Raw genomic sequence first — 14,866 nt, 5'->3', positions numbered from 1 at the left:
ATACTACATTCTAGTTTTTAAATATAATCCTCTTTCTGGTTAATTCCCAACGGAAGTTTGCTGTCCATCCGGTATCAAGTTCCTTTCGAATCAGTTCCAGAAACTGAACCGGTGATACGCCACCTTCACTTCCTGCCTGCAAAACCAGTATTAATTCCAATAAATTTTTTTCTCCATCATGTATCTCCGCCTCGTATATATAGGATCTTATATCTCTCTTGGTGGCTTTCTTCTTTTTACCGGTATAATCCACCAGTATTTCCTCTTTTGCCATAAGCATATCCAGGGCAGTCTGCATTATCTTAGTTTCAATATATTCATCACCGCCAGTCAGCAACAGGGCTTTGTAAACTGCTCCACTAACCTCTGCGGGTAAAGCCGGGCTGACCGGATCGACAGAAAAAGCGGATTTAATCTTAATATCATTCGGGAGCTGGTGTTTCAGATAATCAATAAACTGCTGAGGTTTAACTATTCCGTCAAAATAAACCTCCCCATAATCTTCTTCTGCCGCAGCACCGGTGGGTAAGGGAAGGGCCAGATTAAAACGTGGATGTGGATTATAACCCTGGCTGTAAGCAACAGGCAGGCCTGTTCTCCGTAAAGCCCTGACGAATAATCGCATCATGTCAAGGTGTGAAATATATTTTAACTTTCCGCTGCAGGAAAAACTAAACCTGATCCGGTCCATTTTTTTCTGCTCCTCCTCCGGAATCTGCTGCGAGTGATTTCTGATGTTCCCGTATAAAAACTTCTTTGACTGTTCCACAATTCAGATGGCTCCAGGGCAGAATATCATCATACCGGTATGAATGCTGTGCATAACTCCCCGGATCCTGCCCTGTTTCTTTAAAAGCCCGTTCCCAGGTTTGGTAATTGAAGTGTTCCGACCACCCATCAAAACGGCAGCCCAGGGACCATGCCTTTTCAATTACTTCAGCCAGACGACGATCTCCCCTGGCAAAAACAGCTTCAAGGAGACTCGCTTCAGCATCATGCCAGCTGAATTCAACTCCGGGAATCATCCTAAATCCTTCTTTTAATATCTGCTGTCTTTTAATTACCTCACCCAGAGGCAGCTGTTGCTCCCACTGAAAAGGTGTATGTGCTTTTGGAATAAAGGTCGCCACACTGATCGATAACCTGATCTTTCGCTTCATATTCTCTTTGAAATGATCTCTGATTTCCCGGCACATGGAGATAATTGCTTCAACATCTTCATCCGTTTCAGTAGGCAAGCCAATCATAAAATATAATTTAAATCCCTCCCATCCAGCATTGACAGCATCCTTAAGGGCTTGAAAAATTTCATCTTCGGTAATATTTTTATTAATGACATTCCTCAGGCGCTCCGTAGCAGCTTCGGGAGCAAAAGTCAGGCTGCTGCGCTTCCCGCGATGAAAAAGCTCAGCCAATTTAACCGAGTAAGAATCGAGACGGAGAGATGGCAGCGTACACTTAACCCTGTTCCCTGATAACGCTTCAGTAAGATCGTTGATCAATTCGCCGATCTCCGGATAGTCTGCACTGCTCAATGAAGATAAAGATAGTTCATCATAGCCAGTAGAAGCAATCATCTTCGCTGCCAGATCTATAATCTTCTCCCTGTTCCTTCTTCTCACCGGTCGAAAAATATAGCCGGCCTGGCAAAAACGACATCCCCGCCCACAGCCCCTGAAGAGTTCAATAACTGCCCGGTCGTGGATTACCTGGATATAGGGTACTAGAGGTTTTTCCGGATAAAGAGACAGATTAAGATCTGCAACTATCCTTTTTCTAACCAGATCCGGAGCATTGTGATCTAATTTATTAATTCCGGTTAAGACCTGCTTCCGGTATAAAGGTTCATAGAGGGATGGGATATAGACACCCTGGATCGATGCAAGCTTGATAAGAATATCCTGGCGTTTTAATCCTTTCTGTTTCATATCTCCCAATGACTCCAGAAGTTCAGGTAACAATTCCTCAGCTTCACCTAGAACAAAGAGATCAAAAAAATTGGCTAAAGGTTCGGGATTATATGTGCAGGGGCCGCCACCGATAATCAAAGGTGAATCTTCACCACGCATGTTGCTGTAAAACTCAATACCGCTCAGATCGAGCATATTTAGAACATTGGTATAACTGAGCTCATATTGCAGTGAAAAACCGATTACATCAAACTCAGAAATCGGCTTATGACTCTCCAGTGTAAATAAAGGGAGGGCATTATCCCGAAGCAACTTTTCCATATCATCAGCAGGAGCAAAAACCCGTTCCAATAACATTTCAGGCTGCCGGTTAACTGCTTCATATAGTACCTTAATACCCTGGTTTGACATCCCGACTTCATAAAGATCGGGAAAAGCTATAACCATTTTAACCTTGGATTTTGAATGATTTTTCTGGTATGAATTCCATTCATTGCCGATATAGCGTCCGGGCTTTTGAACCTGAGAGATAATTTCTTCATATTTATATTCCAGATCGTTCATTATTGTCTCCACGTTTTGAAAATATAATACCATAAAATTCCTGCTTTGATAAGTCTATCCTATAACAACCCCTTTTCCCTGAAACTGAAAAAACAACCGTCTCCGATAATAATGTGATCCCGGACATTTATGCCCAGTATATTGCCTGCATCAACCAACCGCCGGGTCACTTCAAGATCTTCCCTGCTGGGTGAAGGATCGCCACTGGGGTGATTATGAATTAAAATTACTGAAGATGCACTTTTGCGCAGTGGAATATTAAATATCTCGCGGGGATGGACAATTGATGCGCTCAGGCTGCCTACAGAAATCTCTTCTCTCGATAGCACATGATTTTTGGTATTTAACAATAGGATTTTAAAGTACTCTTTCTTTTTATAACGAAGTTCCTCCATGAAGAGATCGGCAGCCTGCCTTGGATTAGTAATACTTCCTGAAGATTCGCGTGGAGTCGTAGCCAACCGGCAACCAAGCTCTAAAGCAGCTTTAATCATCACTGCCTTGTCCGGTCCGATACCCTTGTTCTGTTGAAGATCTTCAAGTGTAAGATCCGGGAGGCTTCGCAGTCCTCCGCTCTGGGCCAGAATCCTGGTCGCGAGCTGTACAGCAGATTCCTGCCGATTTCCAACTCTGAGCAGGATTGCCAGTAGTTCTGCATTGGAAAGAGCGCCTGAACCAAATTGTTTGAGTTTTTCACGGGGTCTTTCTTCAAAAGGCAGGTCTTTAATCATTATTGAATCATTTTGCATGATCGCCATCCTTTCTGTTCAGCCATAATGATACATTCATCTGGTTCATCATGTTATAAAGCAAGCCCAGGGGCAGACCAACAACATTCGTATAGCAACCTTCGATTTTTTCAACAAATAAGGCCGCCTTTTCCTGAATTCCATAGGCACCGGCTTTATCCAAAGGCTCCCCGGTATCCAGGTAAGCATCTATCGCATCATCCGACAACTTCTTAAACCATACTTTCGTTACCGCTACCCCTTCAAGCCAATTCTTTGAAGCAGCGTCGAAAAGAACCAAACCGGTTATAACTTTATGCATTTTCCCGTTAATCCTTTGGAGCATCCTCAGGGCATCTTCCCGATCCTTTGGCTTCCCTAAGATATTGTTTTCGAAAACAACGAGTGTATCGGCAGCGATAATATATCCATGTTCAATTTTTCCGGCAACTATTGCGGCCTTGTCATAAGCCAGCTTCAGAACGATTTTTTCCGGATCTTCGCTTTCTTCAAACTTTTCACTGACAGAGGGATATATTACCCTGAATGGTATTCCAGCCTGTCTGAGAAGTTTGGCCCTGCGTGGTGATGCTGAAGCGAGGATTATATCCATTTCAACCCCTCCGGCTTGCCTGTTTGAACATATTCCTGGTTATCCCCTCGAGATAAAAAGCTGCCAAACCGGTAAATATTCCTGTTGGAACTGATAATAGCAGCAGTAAGGGGTAATAACCCCGAAGCAAGACCATGTTTGCGATAATAATGCTGGCCAGGGTCAACTGGGTTATGTTATGCACTGCGGCTCCGATCACGGAAACCGATAGCAGGCTGATCAATCCTTTTTTTTGAAAGGTTAAAACCAGTGCCATGGCCAGGCAGCTTGTTACGCCGGCAGTAATGCTGAGCCAAAAACCGAAACCGAACAGTCCCCCGACAAAAAGACTGCCAAGGATAGTCCTAATTATTGATACAAGCAGCCCACTCCTCAAACCGAAGAGAACCAGGGTTAATAGTGTAATGATGTTAGCGAGTCCCAGCCTAACCCCCGGAACAGGCATTGGCAGCGGCAGTGCTGCTTCAATTGTATGAATTACCACGGCAAATGTGATCAACAGAGCCAGGTAGATCAGGTAAGTTAAACGGTTCCGTAATTCAATTGCTTGTTGCGTCATTAATATTTCCTTTCGGGTTGTTTAAAACTGCACTTCAACATTATCATGCAGTCCCCCTGATTGTATAATTTCCAAACCGGGAGTAATTAGCAGGGCTTCGACTTCCGGCAAACTCTCCACCAGATTTATTCCCTGGACAGGGCCGAGAATAAAGATGGCAGTCGATAGTGTATCGGCTATAACTGCAGAAGGGGCGAGAACAGTTACACTGGCCAATTCACCGGCCGGATACCCGGTAAGGGGATCAAGAATATGGTGATATCGCTTTCCGCCCTCTTCAAAAAAGCGTTCATAATCTCCGGAGGTTACAACAGCTCCTTCGGAAACATGAAATACGGCAATAATTTTTTCCTCTTCACGGGGATTGCGTACACCGATTTTCCACAGGCTGCCGTCAGTTTTCGTCCCTTTCAGAAGTATATCTCCTCCGGCATTGATAAAAGCATGCTCTACCCCATAATTATTTAAGACAGCCATAGCCTGATCAATAATGAATCCTTTGGCGATCCCGCCCAACTCCAGGGCCATTCCTTTTTCGGACAGGAAAACAGTAGACTGTTCATAATCAATCTCAACATTCCGGTAATCTGAAACCTCCAGGGTATTTTTCAGGTCGCTGCCTGAGGGTATCTTGTATACCTGACTAAAAAAACCCCAGGCATCAATAACCGGTGCTATTGCCGGATTAAATGCACCGCCGGTCAGCTCTGTAAACTGAAGAGCCATTTCCAGCACTGCCAGCATTTCCGGGCTTACTGCAACCGGGCTGACTCCGGCCATCCTGTTTATTCTGCTAATTTCACTTTCCTCAATGCTGCGGCTGAATATGTTCTCCATTCTCTTGATTTCATCAAATACTGCCTCTTTTATCACATCGGGATCAACTGATGAATTACTGCTGAATCGCAGCTCAACAGAAGTATCCATGGTTACCCGGTAATAGACATTCATTTTCTCAGCATTGACTACCCGGATATAAAAAAATAAAGCAACAACGATCAGGGAAAAAAGAGGGATCGCGATGGATGGTTTTATTTTAATAGGTGGCAATTTTTAGCTCCTTAATTCAGGCGTCCAAAATAGAAAATAATGAACAAAACCACACCCAGCACAAGAAAGAGGAGCAAGGTATCAAAACTAAGGTTTTTTGTTGTCCATTTGGTCGAATCGAAACGACCGGTTTTTTTCTCTTTCTCCGACAGCCTTCTCTCAACTTCGTTACGGGCTTTCTGGCCCGCCTGATCATATACAACATTTATTGCCCGGTCAATATCAGAAGTCTGCCTGGCCAATTTTTGCGCCTGCTTTCCCGATTTAGTGTATATGTCATCAAGAGCGGAGTCCATTTCAGAAGTCCTGTCTGCGATCTTACGGGCCATTTCTCCCGATTTTTCATAAAATTGATCAAGCTTGGAATCCATGTCAGTAGAACGGTCAGCCAGGCTTCTGGCCATTTTGCCTGTCTTCTCGTAAAATTTATCCAGACCGATATCTGCATCTCCGATGTAACGACACATGTTACGGGCAATGTTACCCGAACGATCATAGGCTCCGTCTACCGACGAGTCCAGAATAATTCCTGCCCGGCAGGTGATGATCATCAGCTGTTTTGTCAGGGGGCCATAGACCAACCGATGGATACTTAACCATTCCGGGGGTGTCCAGTTGAACCACCCACGGTAAGCACCCGGAATGTAAATAATAAGTGCCAGTGCACCTACAATCAGCATGGCTTCAAGGGGGTGCCACTCAAAAAAATGAAAATGATAGAGATGTTCCATAGCATATCCTTCGTATCGAAACATTTCTGCCGCAGGAACCAGAATTTTCTCCAAAATATAGTTTGGGAAAAGGCCAATACCTGTAATAATTATTATAAAACTGGTCATAACAAAATTAATGGAAAAAGGCAACTTGTAGTTACGGTCCAGCTTCTCAGGAACTGGTCCCAGGAAAATACCCCTGAATAATTTAATAAAGTAACATATGGTTAACGCACTGGTTAATACAAATATTTTTTCAGCAATTTCAATGCTGAGCAATTCATTGAACTTGATTGCAATCAGCAGAGCATCATGCACCAGGGTTTTGCTGGGGTAACCGTTAAATCCAGGCACACCGGCAATACCAAAGGCAGCTACCAGAAATGCCACTGCTACAACCGGCATCTTTTTTAACATTCCACCTAAACGGGAGAGCTCCAATTCATGGGTGTAAACATAAACTGTACCGACCATCATAAATAGTCCGGCCTTGAAAAAGGCATGATTTATGATATGGTACACGGCGCCTGCAAATCCCATACCTCCTTCAATGCCCATAAAAGTCGCTACTCCCAGTCCTGTTGCAATATAACCGATCTGGCTGACACTGCTGTAAGCCAGAATCCGTTTCATATTACTCTGCAGCAGGGCCATTACGGCACCAAGCAGCATAGTCACAATTCCGATCCACATCAAAGCACTGCCGACAGTAAATAAATAGGAAGCATCCAGAGCACTTAATTCGCCTGTGGTAGAAAATAATATCAGTGAAACTCTCAGTATGCCGTATGCCCCAGCCTTGATCATAATCCCTGAAAGTAGGGCGCTGGCCGGGGACGGCGCTACAGGATGAGCCTGAGGCAGCCAAATGTGCAAAGGAACCAATCCTGCTTTGATCCCGAAACCGATCAAAAATAAAATATAAATTGCTGTCCTGTTCCGGTCCAGGAGCTCGAGGGCAGGAGCAATATCAACCGTTCCGGTACCTCCATATAACATCATTATGGCAAAAAGCAGGCTAAGTCCTCCGGCTATACCCAGGTACAGGTAGAGCATACCTGCTTTCATCGCCTCAACATTCTGTTCATGAATGACCAGGACAAAGGAACTGAGGGTCATTAACTCAAAAAAAAGGAAAAGTGTAAAGAAATCTCCGGCAAGAACAACGCCGAGCGTTGCCCCCAGCGTAAAGATTAAGAAACTATAATAACGCCGCCTGTTATGTTCGTGATCCATGTAAGCAAAGGAAAATATTGTAGCCAGAGACCAGATGAAGGTAATCAAAAAAGCAAATACCCAGGCAACCAGATCAACTTTGAAAAAAAGCCCCATCTGCATAAAATCGATCAAATCAAAATATACTTTTCCGCTCATGACAAGTGGAAAGAGGCTGATCACTGCCAATAAGGCAAAGAGAGCAGCAGCCAGGGCTACCGCTTTTCTGAGGACTTCCCAGCTATCTTTGAGAAAATAAATTGCAATTCCGGTTAGGAGGGGAATCAGGGCAGCCAGGAGCGGCAGAATGGAATAGTATATATGGCTTGTATCGACTATGTTTTCGGAAGCCGCAGCAAACAATTAGAAAATCCCCCCTCCCAACAGGAAAGCAGCTGTATAGCGGGAGAGAGTAAAGGTGATATTGTTGGGTGTTAAACCGAAAAAGATGGTACAGAGAGCAAGAAATACCAGGGGTATCAGCATGCGGTAAGTTGCTTCCCTGATGTCAAATTTTATTTCATGGCTGTCATCTTCCCTGTGAGTCTTCTCTCCGGCAGGCATCTCAAAGAATGCAGGAATTATAATCGGAAGGTAATAAAGTGCATTTAAAAGACTGCTGATCAATAACACCGGTACATAGAGGGTCATTCCAGCATCAAGTGCACCCAAAGCCAGGGTCCATTTACTGAGAAATCCATTAAGAGGTGGTATTCCGATCATCGCCAGGGCAGCAATTGAAAAACAGCCCATGGTGAAAGGCATCTGTCGCCCTATACCGCCATAATCTGCAATATTGCGCTTCCCGGTTTTCCATAAAACCGCTCCGGCTGCAAGGAAAAGAACGCTTTTCATAAAAGCATGGCTGAAGATATGAAAAACTGCTCCGGTTACGCCATTATTGTTAAGAATACTCATTCCGAGTAGAATATAACCCAACTGGCTGATACTGGAATAGGCCAGCCGGCGTTTTATATCGGTTTGGGTTAAAGCTACTGCAGATCCCAGAAGAATAGTAATAACAGCCAAGACTCCCAGAATCAGATCCCAGTTGCTATCCCTGATAAGATCGATGGAATAAACATGAAATAATACTCTCAATAAACCATATGCCCCGGTTTTAAGCATAACTCCCGACAGCAGAGCGCTAGCCGGTGATGGTGCTACCGGGTGAGCGTCAGGCAGCCACACATGCAGGGGAAACATCCCGGCTTTCATACCAAAACCGATCAAAAAACAGATAAAAGCTATCAGGGCTAACAGACTATTTTCACTGATTATAACCCCCACACCCAGGGATACCGTTCCTCCCAGTTCAAAAACAATAATTATGCCGAAAAAGAGGGCGAGACCGCCAATAATGGTCATTACCAGGTATTTATAACCGGCTTTCAGCGCTTCTTCGGTTTCTTCATGGATAATCAGGATATAGGCGATTAAAGACATGAGCTCAAAAAATACAAATAGAGTAAAAAGATCCCCGGCAAAGAAAATTCCCTGGCAGCTGCCCAGAGTAAAAATCAAAACAGGGTAATAGCGGCCGCAGGCGTGCTCTTTGGCCATGTAATCAATCGAATAAATGGTACACATGAACCAGATCAATGAAGCAATTGCAGCCAGGCTGAAGCTGAGAACATCCAGGCGGATTGAGATTTCCAGGTTAGGTAAGATCTCAAAAAGTGTATGCTGGACCCCTCCCCCTCCGGAAATAGCCGGATAGAGGAACAGGGTGAGAACAAATGTAACTCCACTGGTTAAAACCGCAACTATGTTTCGCAGCCTTTCTGAAAACCGGCATATATAATAAATAACCGGAGTCATGACGATTGGTAATAAAACTATAATTATTAAGAGAGTTATTACTGTTGTTTTTTCCAATAATTACACCTCCGAATTACACTATAGACTATTATAGCCCTTGTTAGTTGAATATTTCAACAATCAAGCTGCTTTTTCCCAGGCTGTTTTTAAAAAAACTGAATTAATGCCTGTTCGAGGAGCAGGATAACAGGCTTGGAGAAGATCCCGGAAAGGATAACACCGGTCATCCCGAAAACCAGTGAAATGAGCATGAAGCGGGGTACCGGTTTGCTCTTCAACTTAAAATCTTCCTGATGCATAAAGGCATTGATCACAATCGGCATATAGTATATAGCATTCAGTAAACTACTGGCCAGAATTACAATAACAAAAAGAGGCCTGCCTATTTCAAGCGCACCAAGCGCTAAATACCATTTGCTGATCAAACCGCCGGTACCCGGGATACCGATCATTGATGCGCTACCTATGGTAAATGCCACCATGGTCAAAGGCAGCACCCTTCCTATGCCAGCCAGATCTTTTATCTGCCGAACTCCTGTTGAATAGATTATTACTCCTGCAACCATAAAAAGCATCGCCTTTGTCATCGCATGAACCAGGATATGATAAAATCCACCCACTGCCGCTAATCCATGGTTAAAACCGATACCCATGAAAATGTATCCGATCTGACCGATACTCGAGAAAGCCAGCATTTTTTTCAGATCTGTCTGCAGCATGGCATAGATGGAACCAAACATAACACCCAGTGAGGCAAGCCAGAGAATAATTTCACTCAAGGGAACCGCTTCAAGAAGTTCTCTTGGAAATACTCTGAAAAACATTAAAAACAAAGCAAATGCATAGATCTTGATCACGACTCCAGACAGCATAGCGCTTGAAGGTGAAGGTGCTGATGCATGAGCATCCGGGAGCCATACATGCATAGGGAAGAGCGCTGCTTTTGTTCCAAAAGCTACAATGAAAAGTGCTCCGGCAGTAAAAATGTTTCTCGGATACAGCAAAAATGCTTCTGAAAGAGCCTCCTGAAGCAATCCATAGTTTAAATACCCGGTCGCCATGTATAACATAGCTACACCGAGTAGGAAACAGCCTGTTCCCATGGCACTCAGGATCAAGTACTTGAAGCTGGCTTCAAGGCATTCCCTGTCTTCCTTGATTGAAATAATCGCACATGCAGAAATTGCGCAAATTTCCATCATTACAAAAAGGTTGAAAAGATCGTTGGTCAGAGTAATCCCGACCATTGACCCGACAAGTAAAGCATAAAGTGAGTAGTACCAACCTATCACTTCCGGTTTTAATTCATGCTGGAGATCTTTTAAACCATAAAAAAAGATCCACAAGCTGACTCCGGTTACTACAAGAAGCATGTAACTACGCAATCGATCAACCTGCAGTTCAATGCCCCATGGCGGCGGCCAACCTCCCATATGGTATAAAATAGTTCCCCGAGTATTAACCATACTTAAAAGATAAATGGCCATAGCAAAAGCAAGAATCAGTGTAGTGAGAAGAAGCGGGGCGCTTAAATTTCTTGCCCACCTGAAAACGAGTGGCGCAGAAAAAGCACTGATCAAAAAAATGACAACCACCAATGCCGGAAGATGATCAGAAAAGGTCACTATTCCTTACTCCTTATCTCACAAATTTCATCATAATCGCATGTTCCGTAGTATCGGTAGATCTTAACCACCAGGCTTAAAGCATAGGCAGTGACACTTACCGCAACAACTATCCCGGTTAAAATAAGTGATCCAGGCAGGGGGTTGGCATAAACAATATCTGCTCCTTCTGTGATAATAGGAGCTTTACCGCCATAGGAATAGCCGATCGCTACGAAGAGCAGGAAAACGGAAGTATCCATTATATTCATCGCAATAATCTTTTTTATCATGTTTGAATGGGTAAGCATGGTATGCATGCCGATGACAAAAAGGATTATTGCCACCATGTAATAATAATTTTCCATCAGTCCGGACAAGAAATCCAAGCTATTTCTCTCCTTCGATTATGTTATAAAAGAGGGTAACAATTGTGCTGGCTACCTTGATTCCCAGGAATACGGTTATTATTGCTATTGCTCCGGCGCTGAAAAGCGAACCTGCCTCACCCATTGGAAAACCTGCTGCACGGTTGGCCAGGAAGCTGCTTCCCAGGATAATGGCAACCAGGCCGGTGATGGTAAAGCCCAGTGCTCCTCCGCTTTCAAGGATTGAAGCTGTACGATGGGATATCTGTTTTGATCCGGCTTCCAAATTAAAAGATAAGGCTACAAGGACCAGGCTGGCCCCGAATATCGCTCCACCGGAAAAACCTCCACCGGGCGAGAGATGACCGTGCAGGATCACGTATATTCCGTAAACCTGAATGAAGGGTGTAACCAGACGGCTGGTAATACGCACAATTTGATCTTCGATAGGATAATACCTCCAGGCGTTCCTAATGCGATTTTAAGGTTGCTATTACCGCTGCAATAGCAACAAAGAGAACAGTCGCTTCTCCCAGGGTATCGAATGCACGGTAATCTAGGATTACACTGCTCACAATATTCACTGCCCCTGTTTCAGAAACTCCCTGTCCAAGATAGCGAACTGAAACTTCATTAAAAACGGGGTTTCCAGGATCTCCAAATGGGGGCATTTCTGCCACAGTAAACCCAAACAGGTATATAATCAATCCAAGAAGATATACTGTCAGGATAGTCCTCAGTTCAATTCCGATGATGAACCTCAGGAATATTGCCAGAAAAAAAGCGAATGCAAGAACAATGTACGTCATAGAATAACCACTCCTGACTAAGGTTATTCAACCCTTTTTGTTTTACTGATAGCAGCTATCATCAGCAGGGCTGCAACACCTGTTCCCAATGCCGCCTCAACCATGGCAACATCAGGAGCACTTAGCTGCTGCCAGATTATGGCCATAATCAGGCCGAATGCCGAAAAGAGGACTACTGCACTGAGAAGATCACGGATATAAGCAACACCCAGGGCACAAACTATTAAGAACAGCAACAGCAATATATTAAGCAGTTCAACCATCTTTATCCCTCCGGGCAAGTACCGGCCGAATACCTGTCTTATAGGCTGCGCGTGCAATCAAATGAGCTGCAGTCGGGTTGGTAATCAAAATAAATAATATAAGCAAAGCAAGTCTGATACCGATTACGGTTGTACTCTGCAAGGCCAGAGATAGTAAGACCAGACCTGCTCCAAGGGTATCGCACTTGGTCGTTGCGTGGAGCCGGTTGTAAACATCAGGCAGACGCAGCAATCCGAGCGTCCCGACAAAAAGAAAGAAGAGCCCCCCGATTAAAAATATGAGTGCCAGGATATCAATTATTAAAGTAATCGAAGCGATAATCAGTCCAACGCCCCCTTCTCAAGATATTTGGCTACCCCAATAGTGGTGATAAAACTCATCAGGGCATAAACCATGGCAATATCTAAGAAGTATTTTTGTTCATAGATACGGGCAATCAGGGTAATAATAATCAAGGTCTTGGTTCCAATAATGTTGATAGCCGTCACCCGGTCAGGAGCTGTTGGTCCAACAAGCGCTCTGATCAGTGACATGAAAATCATCAACATTACTATGATAGCACCAATATTATACATATAATCCAGTATCTGAGGTAAACTCAAATCTATTCTTCCTCCATTCTCTCTAACCTGCCGATCAGGGGCCAGTCGGCCAATCCTTCACCATTTTTAAAAGTCAGAGCATGGACCAAAAATTCTTTTTCATCAGCAAGGACTGTTAATGTTCCTGGTGTTAAGGTAATTGAATTTGCCAGAAGCACCCTGCTGGTGACTTTGTCAATATCAACCGTCAGAGAAACAAAGTTAGGTTCAATAGGCATTTTAGGGTGGAGCACTATCCAGGCTACCTGAAAATTTGCTACTACTATGTCAAATATAAGTTTTAAAAAATAACCGACCAGCCAAATAACAGTTTTTAACCTGATTGGTGGCCTTTCCTCTGCAGTAATGATCATTTGCCGGTTGAAGTACGTAACAAAAGAGGCCGCTGCTAAACCGACAACAAGCTGCGGCCATTCCAGGGAGCCGCTTACGGCCACCCAGAAGAGAAAGAAAATAATGGTTATACCAATGTAGTTTAACCATTGCTTTTTCATAATATCAACAACCCGCTATTTATTATGCAGACTCAGCAACCTTTTCTGCTGCTGCAGCTTTAGCATCTTCCTCCGAAGGTATTTCTGATCGCCGGTGTATAGTTCCAGGCTTGCATACTTTAACACACTCCCCGCAGTCATCGCATTTTTCAAGATCAATTACTGCCAGGTATTCATCCATTTCAATTGCTTCCTGTGGACAGGCTTTTATACAGGCCTTACAGGCAATGCAGCCAATTTCACAGGCCCGGGAAACGGTTTTGCCCCGATCGTGAGAACTGCATAGAACCAGGTGTCCTTCACTACCCTTAGGCAGCATTTGGATAATATGCCGCGGACAGGCCGATGCACACAAACCACAGCCGGTACATTTTTCCGGATCGACTACCGGCAGACCATGAGAACCCATTTTAATCGCATCGAAAAGGCAGGCGTTCACACAGTTTCCGAAACCGAGGCAGCCATAACTGCATGATTTAAAACCACCAACAAATTCATTAGCCACTACACAATCTTCTACTCCGTCATATACATATCGATCGGTAGTTTTGTAACAGTCACCGATACAAAATACCGTTGCAACCGGCTGAGCTTCAGCAGTAACTTCTTCACCAAGGACCTCAGCTATTGCCTTTGCTGTTTCTTCTCCACCTGGAATGCAACCGCTGGTCTTGGTATCTCCCTGGGCAACCGCTTCGGCAAAATTTGAACATCCGGCATATCCGCAGGCCCCACAGTTGGCCCCAGGTAATATTTCTTTTACCGCCTCGACCCGCGGGTCGGTTTGCACGGCAAACTTCCTGGCCACGACAGCCAGGAGTAATCCGAAAAGTAGGCCGATGAGACCCAGGGCAACTATTGCATATATAATAAGCACGATATTTTCACCTCACAGCAATATTTGGAACAACTTTATATTAAGCAACTGTTAAAGCGTAAGCATCCCCCTGAAACCCAAGAAAGCCAGGGACAGGATACCAGCCGTAATTAATGTCACTGCCGAACCCTTTAAAGCTTCCGGTATTTTTGCCAGTTCAAGTCTTTCCCGGATACCAGACATGATGATCAGGGCCAGAGAAAATCCGAGAGAAGCTGCGATGGCGAAAACCACCGACTCAACCAGGGTAAATTCCTGACGTACTGCCAAGAGTGCTACTGCCATAACTGCACAGTTAGTGGTAATAAGGGGCAAGAATATACCCAATCCCTGGTACAGAGTGGGGCTTATTTTACGCAGAATGATCTCCACCAGCTGTACAAGGGAGGCTATAACAAGAATAAATGTTACAATCTGCAGGTATGTCAAATTAAAAGGGGTCAATACAAATGTGTAAATCAACCAGGTCACGAGAGTAGCCAGGGTCATCACAAATACAACAGCCATACTCATACCCATCGCCGTTTCCATTTTGCGGGAAACCCCTAAAAAAGGACATATCCCAAAGAAACGCTGGAGAACAAAATTGTCTACAAAAATATAGATAAAAATTATCGACAGCAGTTTTTCCATATTACCCTCCTACCCGGGCCGGTTCAGAGGCCCGTTACTGAG

The 14,866-nt window shown here is 44.2% G+C and carries 18 protein-coding genes; all 18 read right to left on the bottom strand.

Annotated elements, in window-relative coordinates:
• Nucleotides 1-10 precede the first annotated feature (10 nt).
• Entirely contained in the window at nucleotides 11-691 is a 681-nt protein-coding gene (locus SCJ97_08205) for a TIGR03936 family radical SAM-associated protein (GenBank protein ID MDW7740020.1), read from the bottom strand.
• A complete protein-coding gene (locus tag SCJ97_08200; GenBank protein MDW7740019.1) occupies nucleotides 672-2,474 on the bottom strand; it encodes a TIGR03960 family B12-binding radical SAM protein in 1,803 nt (600 codons plus the stop codon). The genes SCJ97_08205 and SCJ97_08200 overlap by 20 nt, the downstream gene beginning before the upstream one ends.
• Before the next feature lie 59 nt (nucleotides 2,475-2,533).
• The gene (gene radC / locus SCJ97_08195; GenBank protein ID MDW7740018.1) at nucleotides 2,534-3,223 is read right to left on the bottom strand and encodes a DNA repair protein RadC; all 690 of its coding nucleotides are present in this window, start codon (nucleotides 3,221-3,223) and stop codon (nucleotides 2,534-2,536) included.
• Entirely contained in the window at nucleotides 3,213-3,815 is a 603-nt protein-coding gene (locus SCJ97_08190) for a Maf family protein (protein MDW7740017.1), read from the bottom strand. Before SCJ97_08190 ends, radC begins: the two co-directional genes overlap by 11 nt.
• A gap of 1 nt (nucleotide 3,816) precedes the next feature.
• Entirely contained in the window at nucleotides 3,817-4,374 is a 558-nt protein-coding gene (locus SCJ97_08185) for a Gx transporter family protein (protein MDW7740016.1), read from the bottom strand.
• A 21-nt stretch (nucleotides 4,375-4,395) separates the two neighbouring features.
• Nucleotides 4,396-5,424 (bottom strand): FAD:protein FMN transferase, encoded by a 1,029-nt coding sequence (locus SCJ97_08180; protein MDW7740015.1) that lies wholly within the window; start codon nucleotides 5,422-5,424, stop codon nucleotides 4,396-4,398.
• Nucleotides 5,425-5,435: 11 nt separating this feature from the next.
• Nucleotides 5,436-7,715, bottom strand: coding sequence for a complex I subunit 5 family protein (locus SCJ97_08175; GenBank protein ID MDW7740014.1), 2,280 nt, complete (start codon nucleotides 7,713-7,715; stop codon nucleotides 5,436-5,438).
• Nucleotides 7,716-9,230 (bottom strand): monovalent cation/H+ antiporter subunit D family protein, encoded by a 1,515-nt coding sequence (locus SCJ97_08170; GenBank protein ID MDW7740013.1) that lies wholly within the window; start codon nucleotides 9,228-9,230, stop codon nucleotides 7,716-7,718.
• A gap of 89 nt (nucleotides 9,231-9,319) precedes the next feature.
• The gene (locus SCJ97_08165; protein ID MDW7740012.1) at nucleotides 9,320-10,798 is read right to left on the bottom strand and encodes a monovalent cation/H+ antiporter subunit D family protein; all 1,479 of its coding nucleotides are present in this window, start codon (nucleotides 10,796-10,798) and stop codon (nucleotides 9,320-9,322) included.
• Nucleotides 10,798-11,166, bottom strand: coding sequence for a cation:proton antiporter subunit C (locus tag SCJ97_08160; protein MDW7740011.1), 369 nt, complete (start codon nucleotides 11,164-11,166; stop codon nucleotides 10,798-10,800). The genes SCJ97_08165 and SCJ97_08160 overlap by 1 nt, the downstream gene beginning before the upstream one ends.
• Before the next feature lies 1 nt (nucleotide 11,167).
• A complete protein-coding gene (locus SCJ97_08155) occupies nucleotides 11,168-11,578 on the bottom strand; it encodes an MnhB domain-containing protein (protein MDW7740010.1) in 411 nt (136 codons plus the stop codon).
• 37 nt (nucleotides 11,579-11,615) lie between these two features.
• On the bottom strand, nucleotides 11,616-11,954 hold the full coding sequence (mbhE, locus tag SCJ97_08150) for a hydrogen gas-evolving membrane-bound hydrogenase subunit E (GenBank protein ID MDW7740009.1): 339 nt from the start codon (nucleotides 11,952-11,954) through the stop codon (nucleotides 11,616-11,618).
• 23 nt (nucleotides 11,955-11,977) lie between these two features.
• Nucleotides 11,978-12,217 carry a hydrogenase subunit MbhD domain-containing protein gene (locus SCJ97_08145; GenBank protein ID MDW7740008.1) on the bottom strand — a complete coding sequence of 80 codons (240 nt, stop codon included), beginning with the start codon at nucleotides 12,215-12,217 and terminating at the stop codon, nucleotides 11,978-11,980.
• Nucleotides 12,210-12,506 (bottom strand): monovalent cation/H(+) antiporter subunit G, encoded by a 297-nt coding sequence (gene mnhG / locus SCJ97_08140; GenBank protein MDW7740007.1) that lies wholly within the window; start codon nucleotides 12,504-12,506, stop codon nucleotides 12,210-12,212. The genes SCJ97_08145 and mnhG overlap by 8 nt, the downstream gene beginning before the upstream one ends.
• Nucleotides 12,507-12,538: 32 nt before the next feature.
• Complete coding sequence (locus tag SCJ97_08135; protein ID MDW7740006.1) at nucleotides 12,539-12,820, bottom strand: monovalent cation/H+ antiporter complex subunit F; 282 nt, start codon at nucleotides 12,818-12,820, stop codon at nucleotides 12,539-12,541.
• A gap of 2 nt (nucleotides 12,821-12,822) precedes the next feature.
• Complete coding sequence (locus SCJ97_08130; GenBank protein ID MDW7740005.1) at nucleotides 12,823-13,314, bottom strand: Na+/H+ antiporter subunit E; 492 nt, start codon at nucleotides 13,312-13,314, stop codon at nucleotides 12,823-12,825.
• Nucleotides 13,315-13,336: 22 nt separating this feature from the next.
• Complete coding sequence (locus tag SCJ97_08125; protein MDW7740004.1) at nucleotides 13,337-14,191, bottom strand: RnfABCDGE type electron transport complex subunit B; 855 nt, start codon at nucleotides 14,189-14,191, stop codon at nucleotides 13,337-13,339.
• 51 nt (nucleotides 14,192-14,242) lie between these two features.
• Nucleotides 14,243-14,824 (bottom strand): electron transport complex subunit RsxA, encoded by a 582-nt coding sequence (rsxA, locus tag SCJ97_08120; protein MDW7740003.1) that lies wholly within the window; start codon nucleotides 14,822-14,824, stop codon nucleotides 14,243-14,245.
• Between the last annotated feature and the right edge of the window lie 42 nt (nucleotides 14,825-14,866).

It is taken from the genome of Bacillota bacterium, assembly GCA_033549065.1.
Taxonomy (GTDB): Bacteria; Bacillota; Dethiobacteria; order DTU022; family DTU022; genus JAWSUE01.
This window is presented reverse-complemented; position numbering and strand designations above follow the sequence as displayed.

What these genes read in the sequence shown, in the direction of transcription:
- rsxA (MDW7740003.1), bottom strand. Translation starts at nt 14,824, where the DNA reads ATGGAAAAACTGCTGTCGATAATTTTTATCTATATTTTTGTAGACAAT.
- mbhE (MDW7740009.1), bottom strand. Translation starts at nt 11,954, where the DNA reads ATGACGTACATTGTTCTTGCATTCGCTTTTTTTCTGGCAATATTCCTG.
- radC (MDW7740018.1), bottom strand. Translation starts at nt 3,223, where the DNA reads ATGCAAAATGATTCAATAATGATTAAAGACCTGCCTTTTGAAGAAAGA.
- SCJ97_08130 (MDW7740005.1), bottom strand. Translation starts at nt 13,314, where the DNA reads ATGAAAAAGCAATGGTTAAACTACATTGGTATAACCATTATTTTCTTT.
- SCJ97_08205 (MDW7740020.1), bottom strand. Translation starts at nt 691, where the DNA reads ATGGACCGGATCAGGTTTAGTTTTTCCTGCAGCGGAAAGTTAAAATAT.
- SCJ97_08190 (MDW7740017.1), bottom strand. Translation starts at nt 3,815, where the DNA reads ATGGATATAATCCTCGCTTCAGCATCACCACGCAGGGCCAAACTTCTC.
- SCJ97_08185 (MDW7740016.1), bottom strand. Translation starts at nt 4,374, where the DNA reads ATGACGCAACAAGCAATTGAATTACGGAACCGTTTAACTTACCTGATC.
- SCJ97_08145 (MDW7740008.1), bottom strand. Translation starts at nt 12,217, where the DNA reads ATGGTTGAACTGCTTAATATATTGCTGTTGCTGTTCTTAATAGTTTGT.
- SCJ97_08200 (MDW7740019.1), bottom strand. Translation starts at nt 2,474, where the DNA reads ATGAACGATCTGGAATATAAATATGAAGAAATTATCTCTCAGGTTCAA.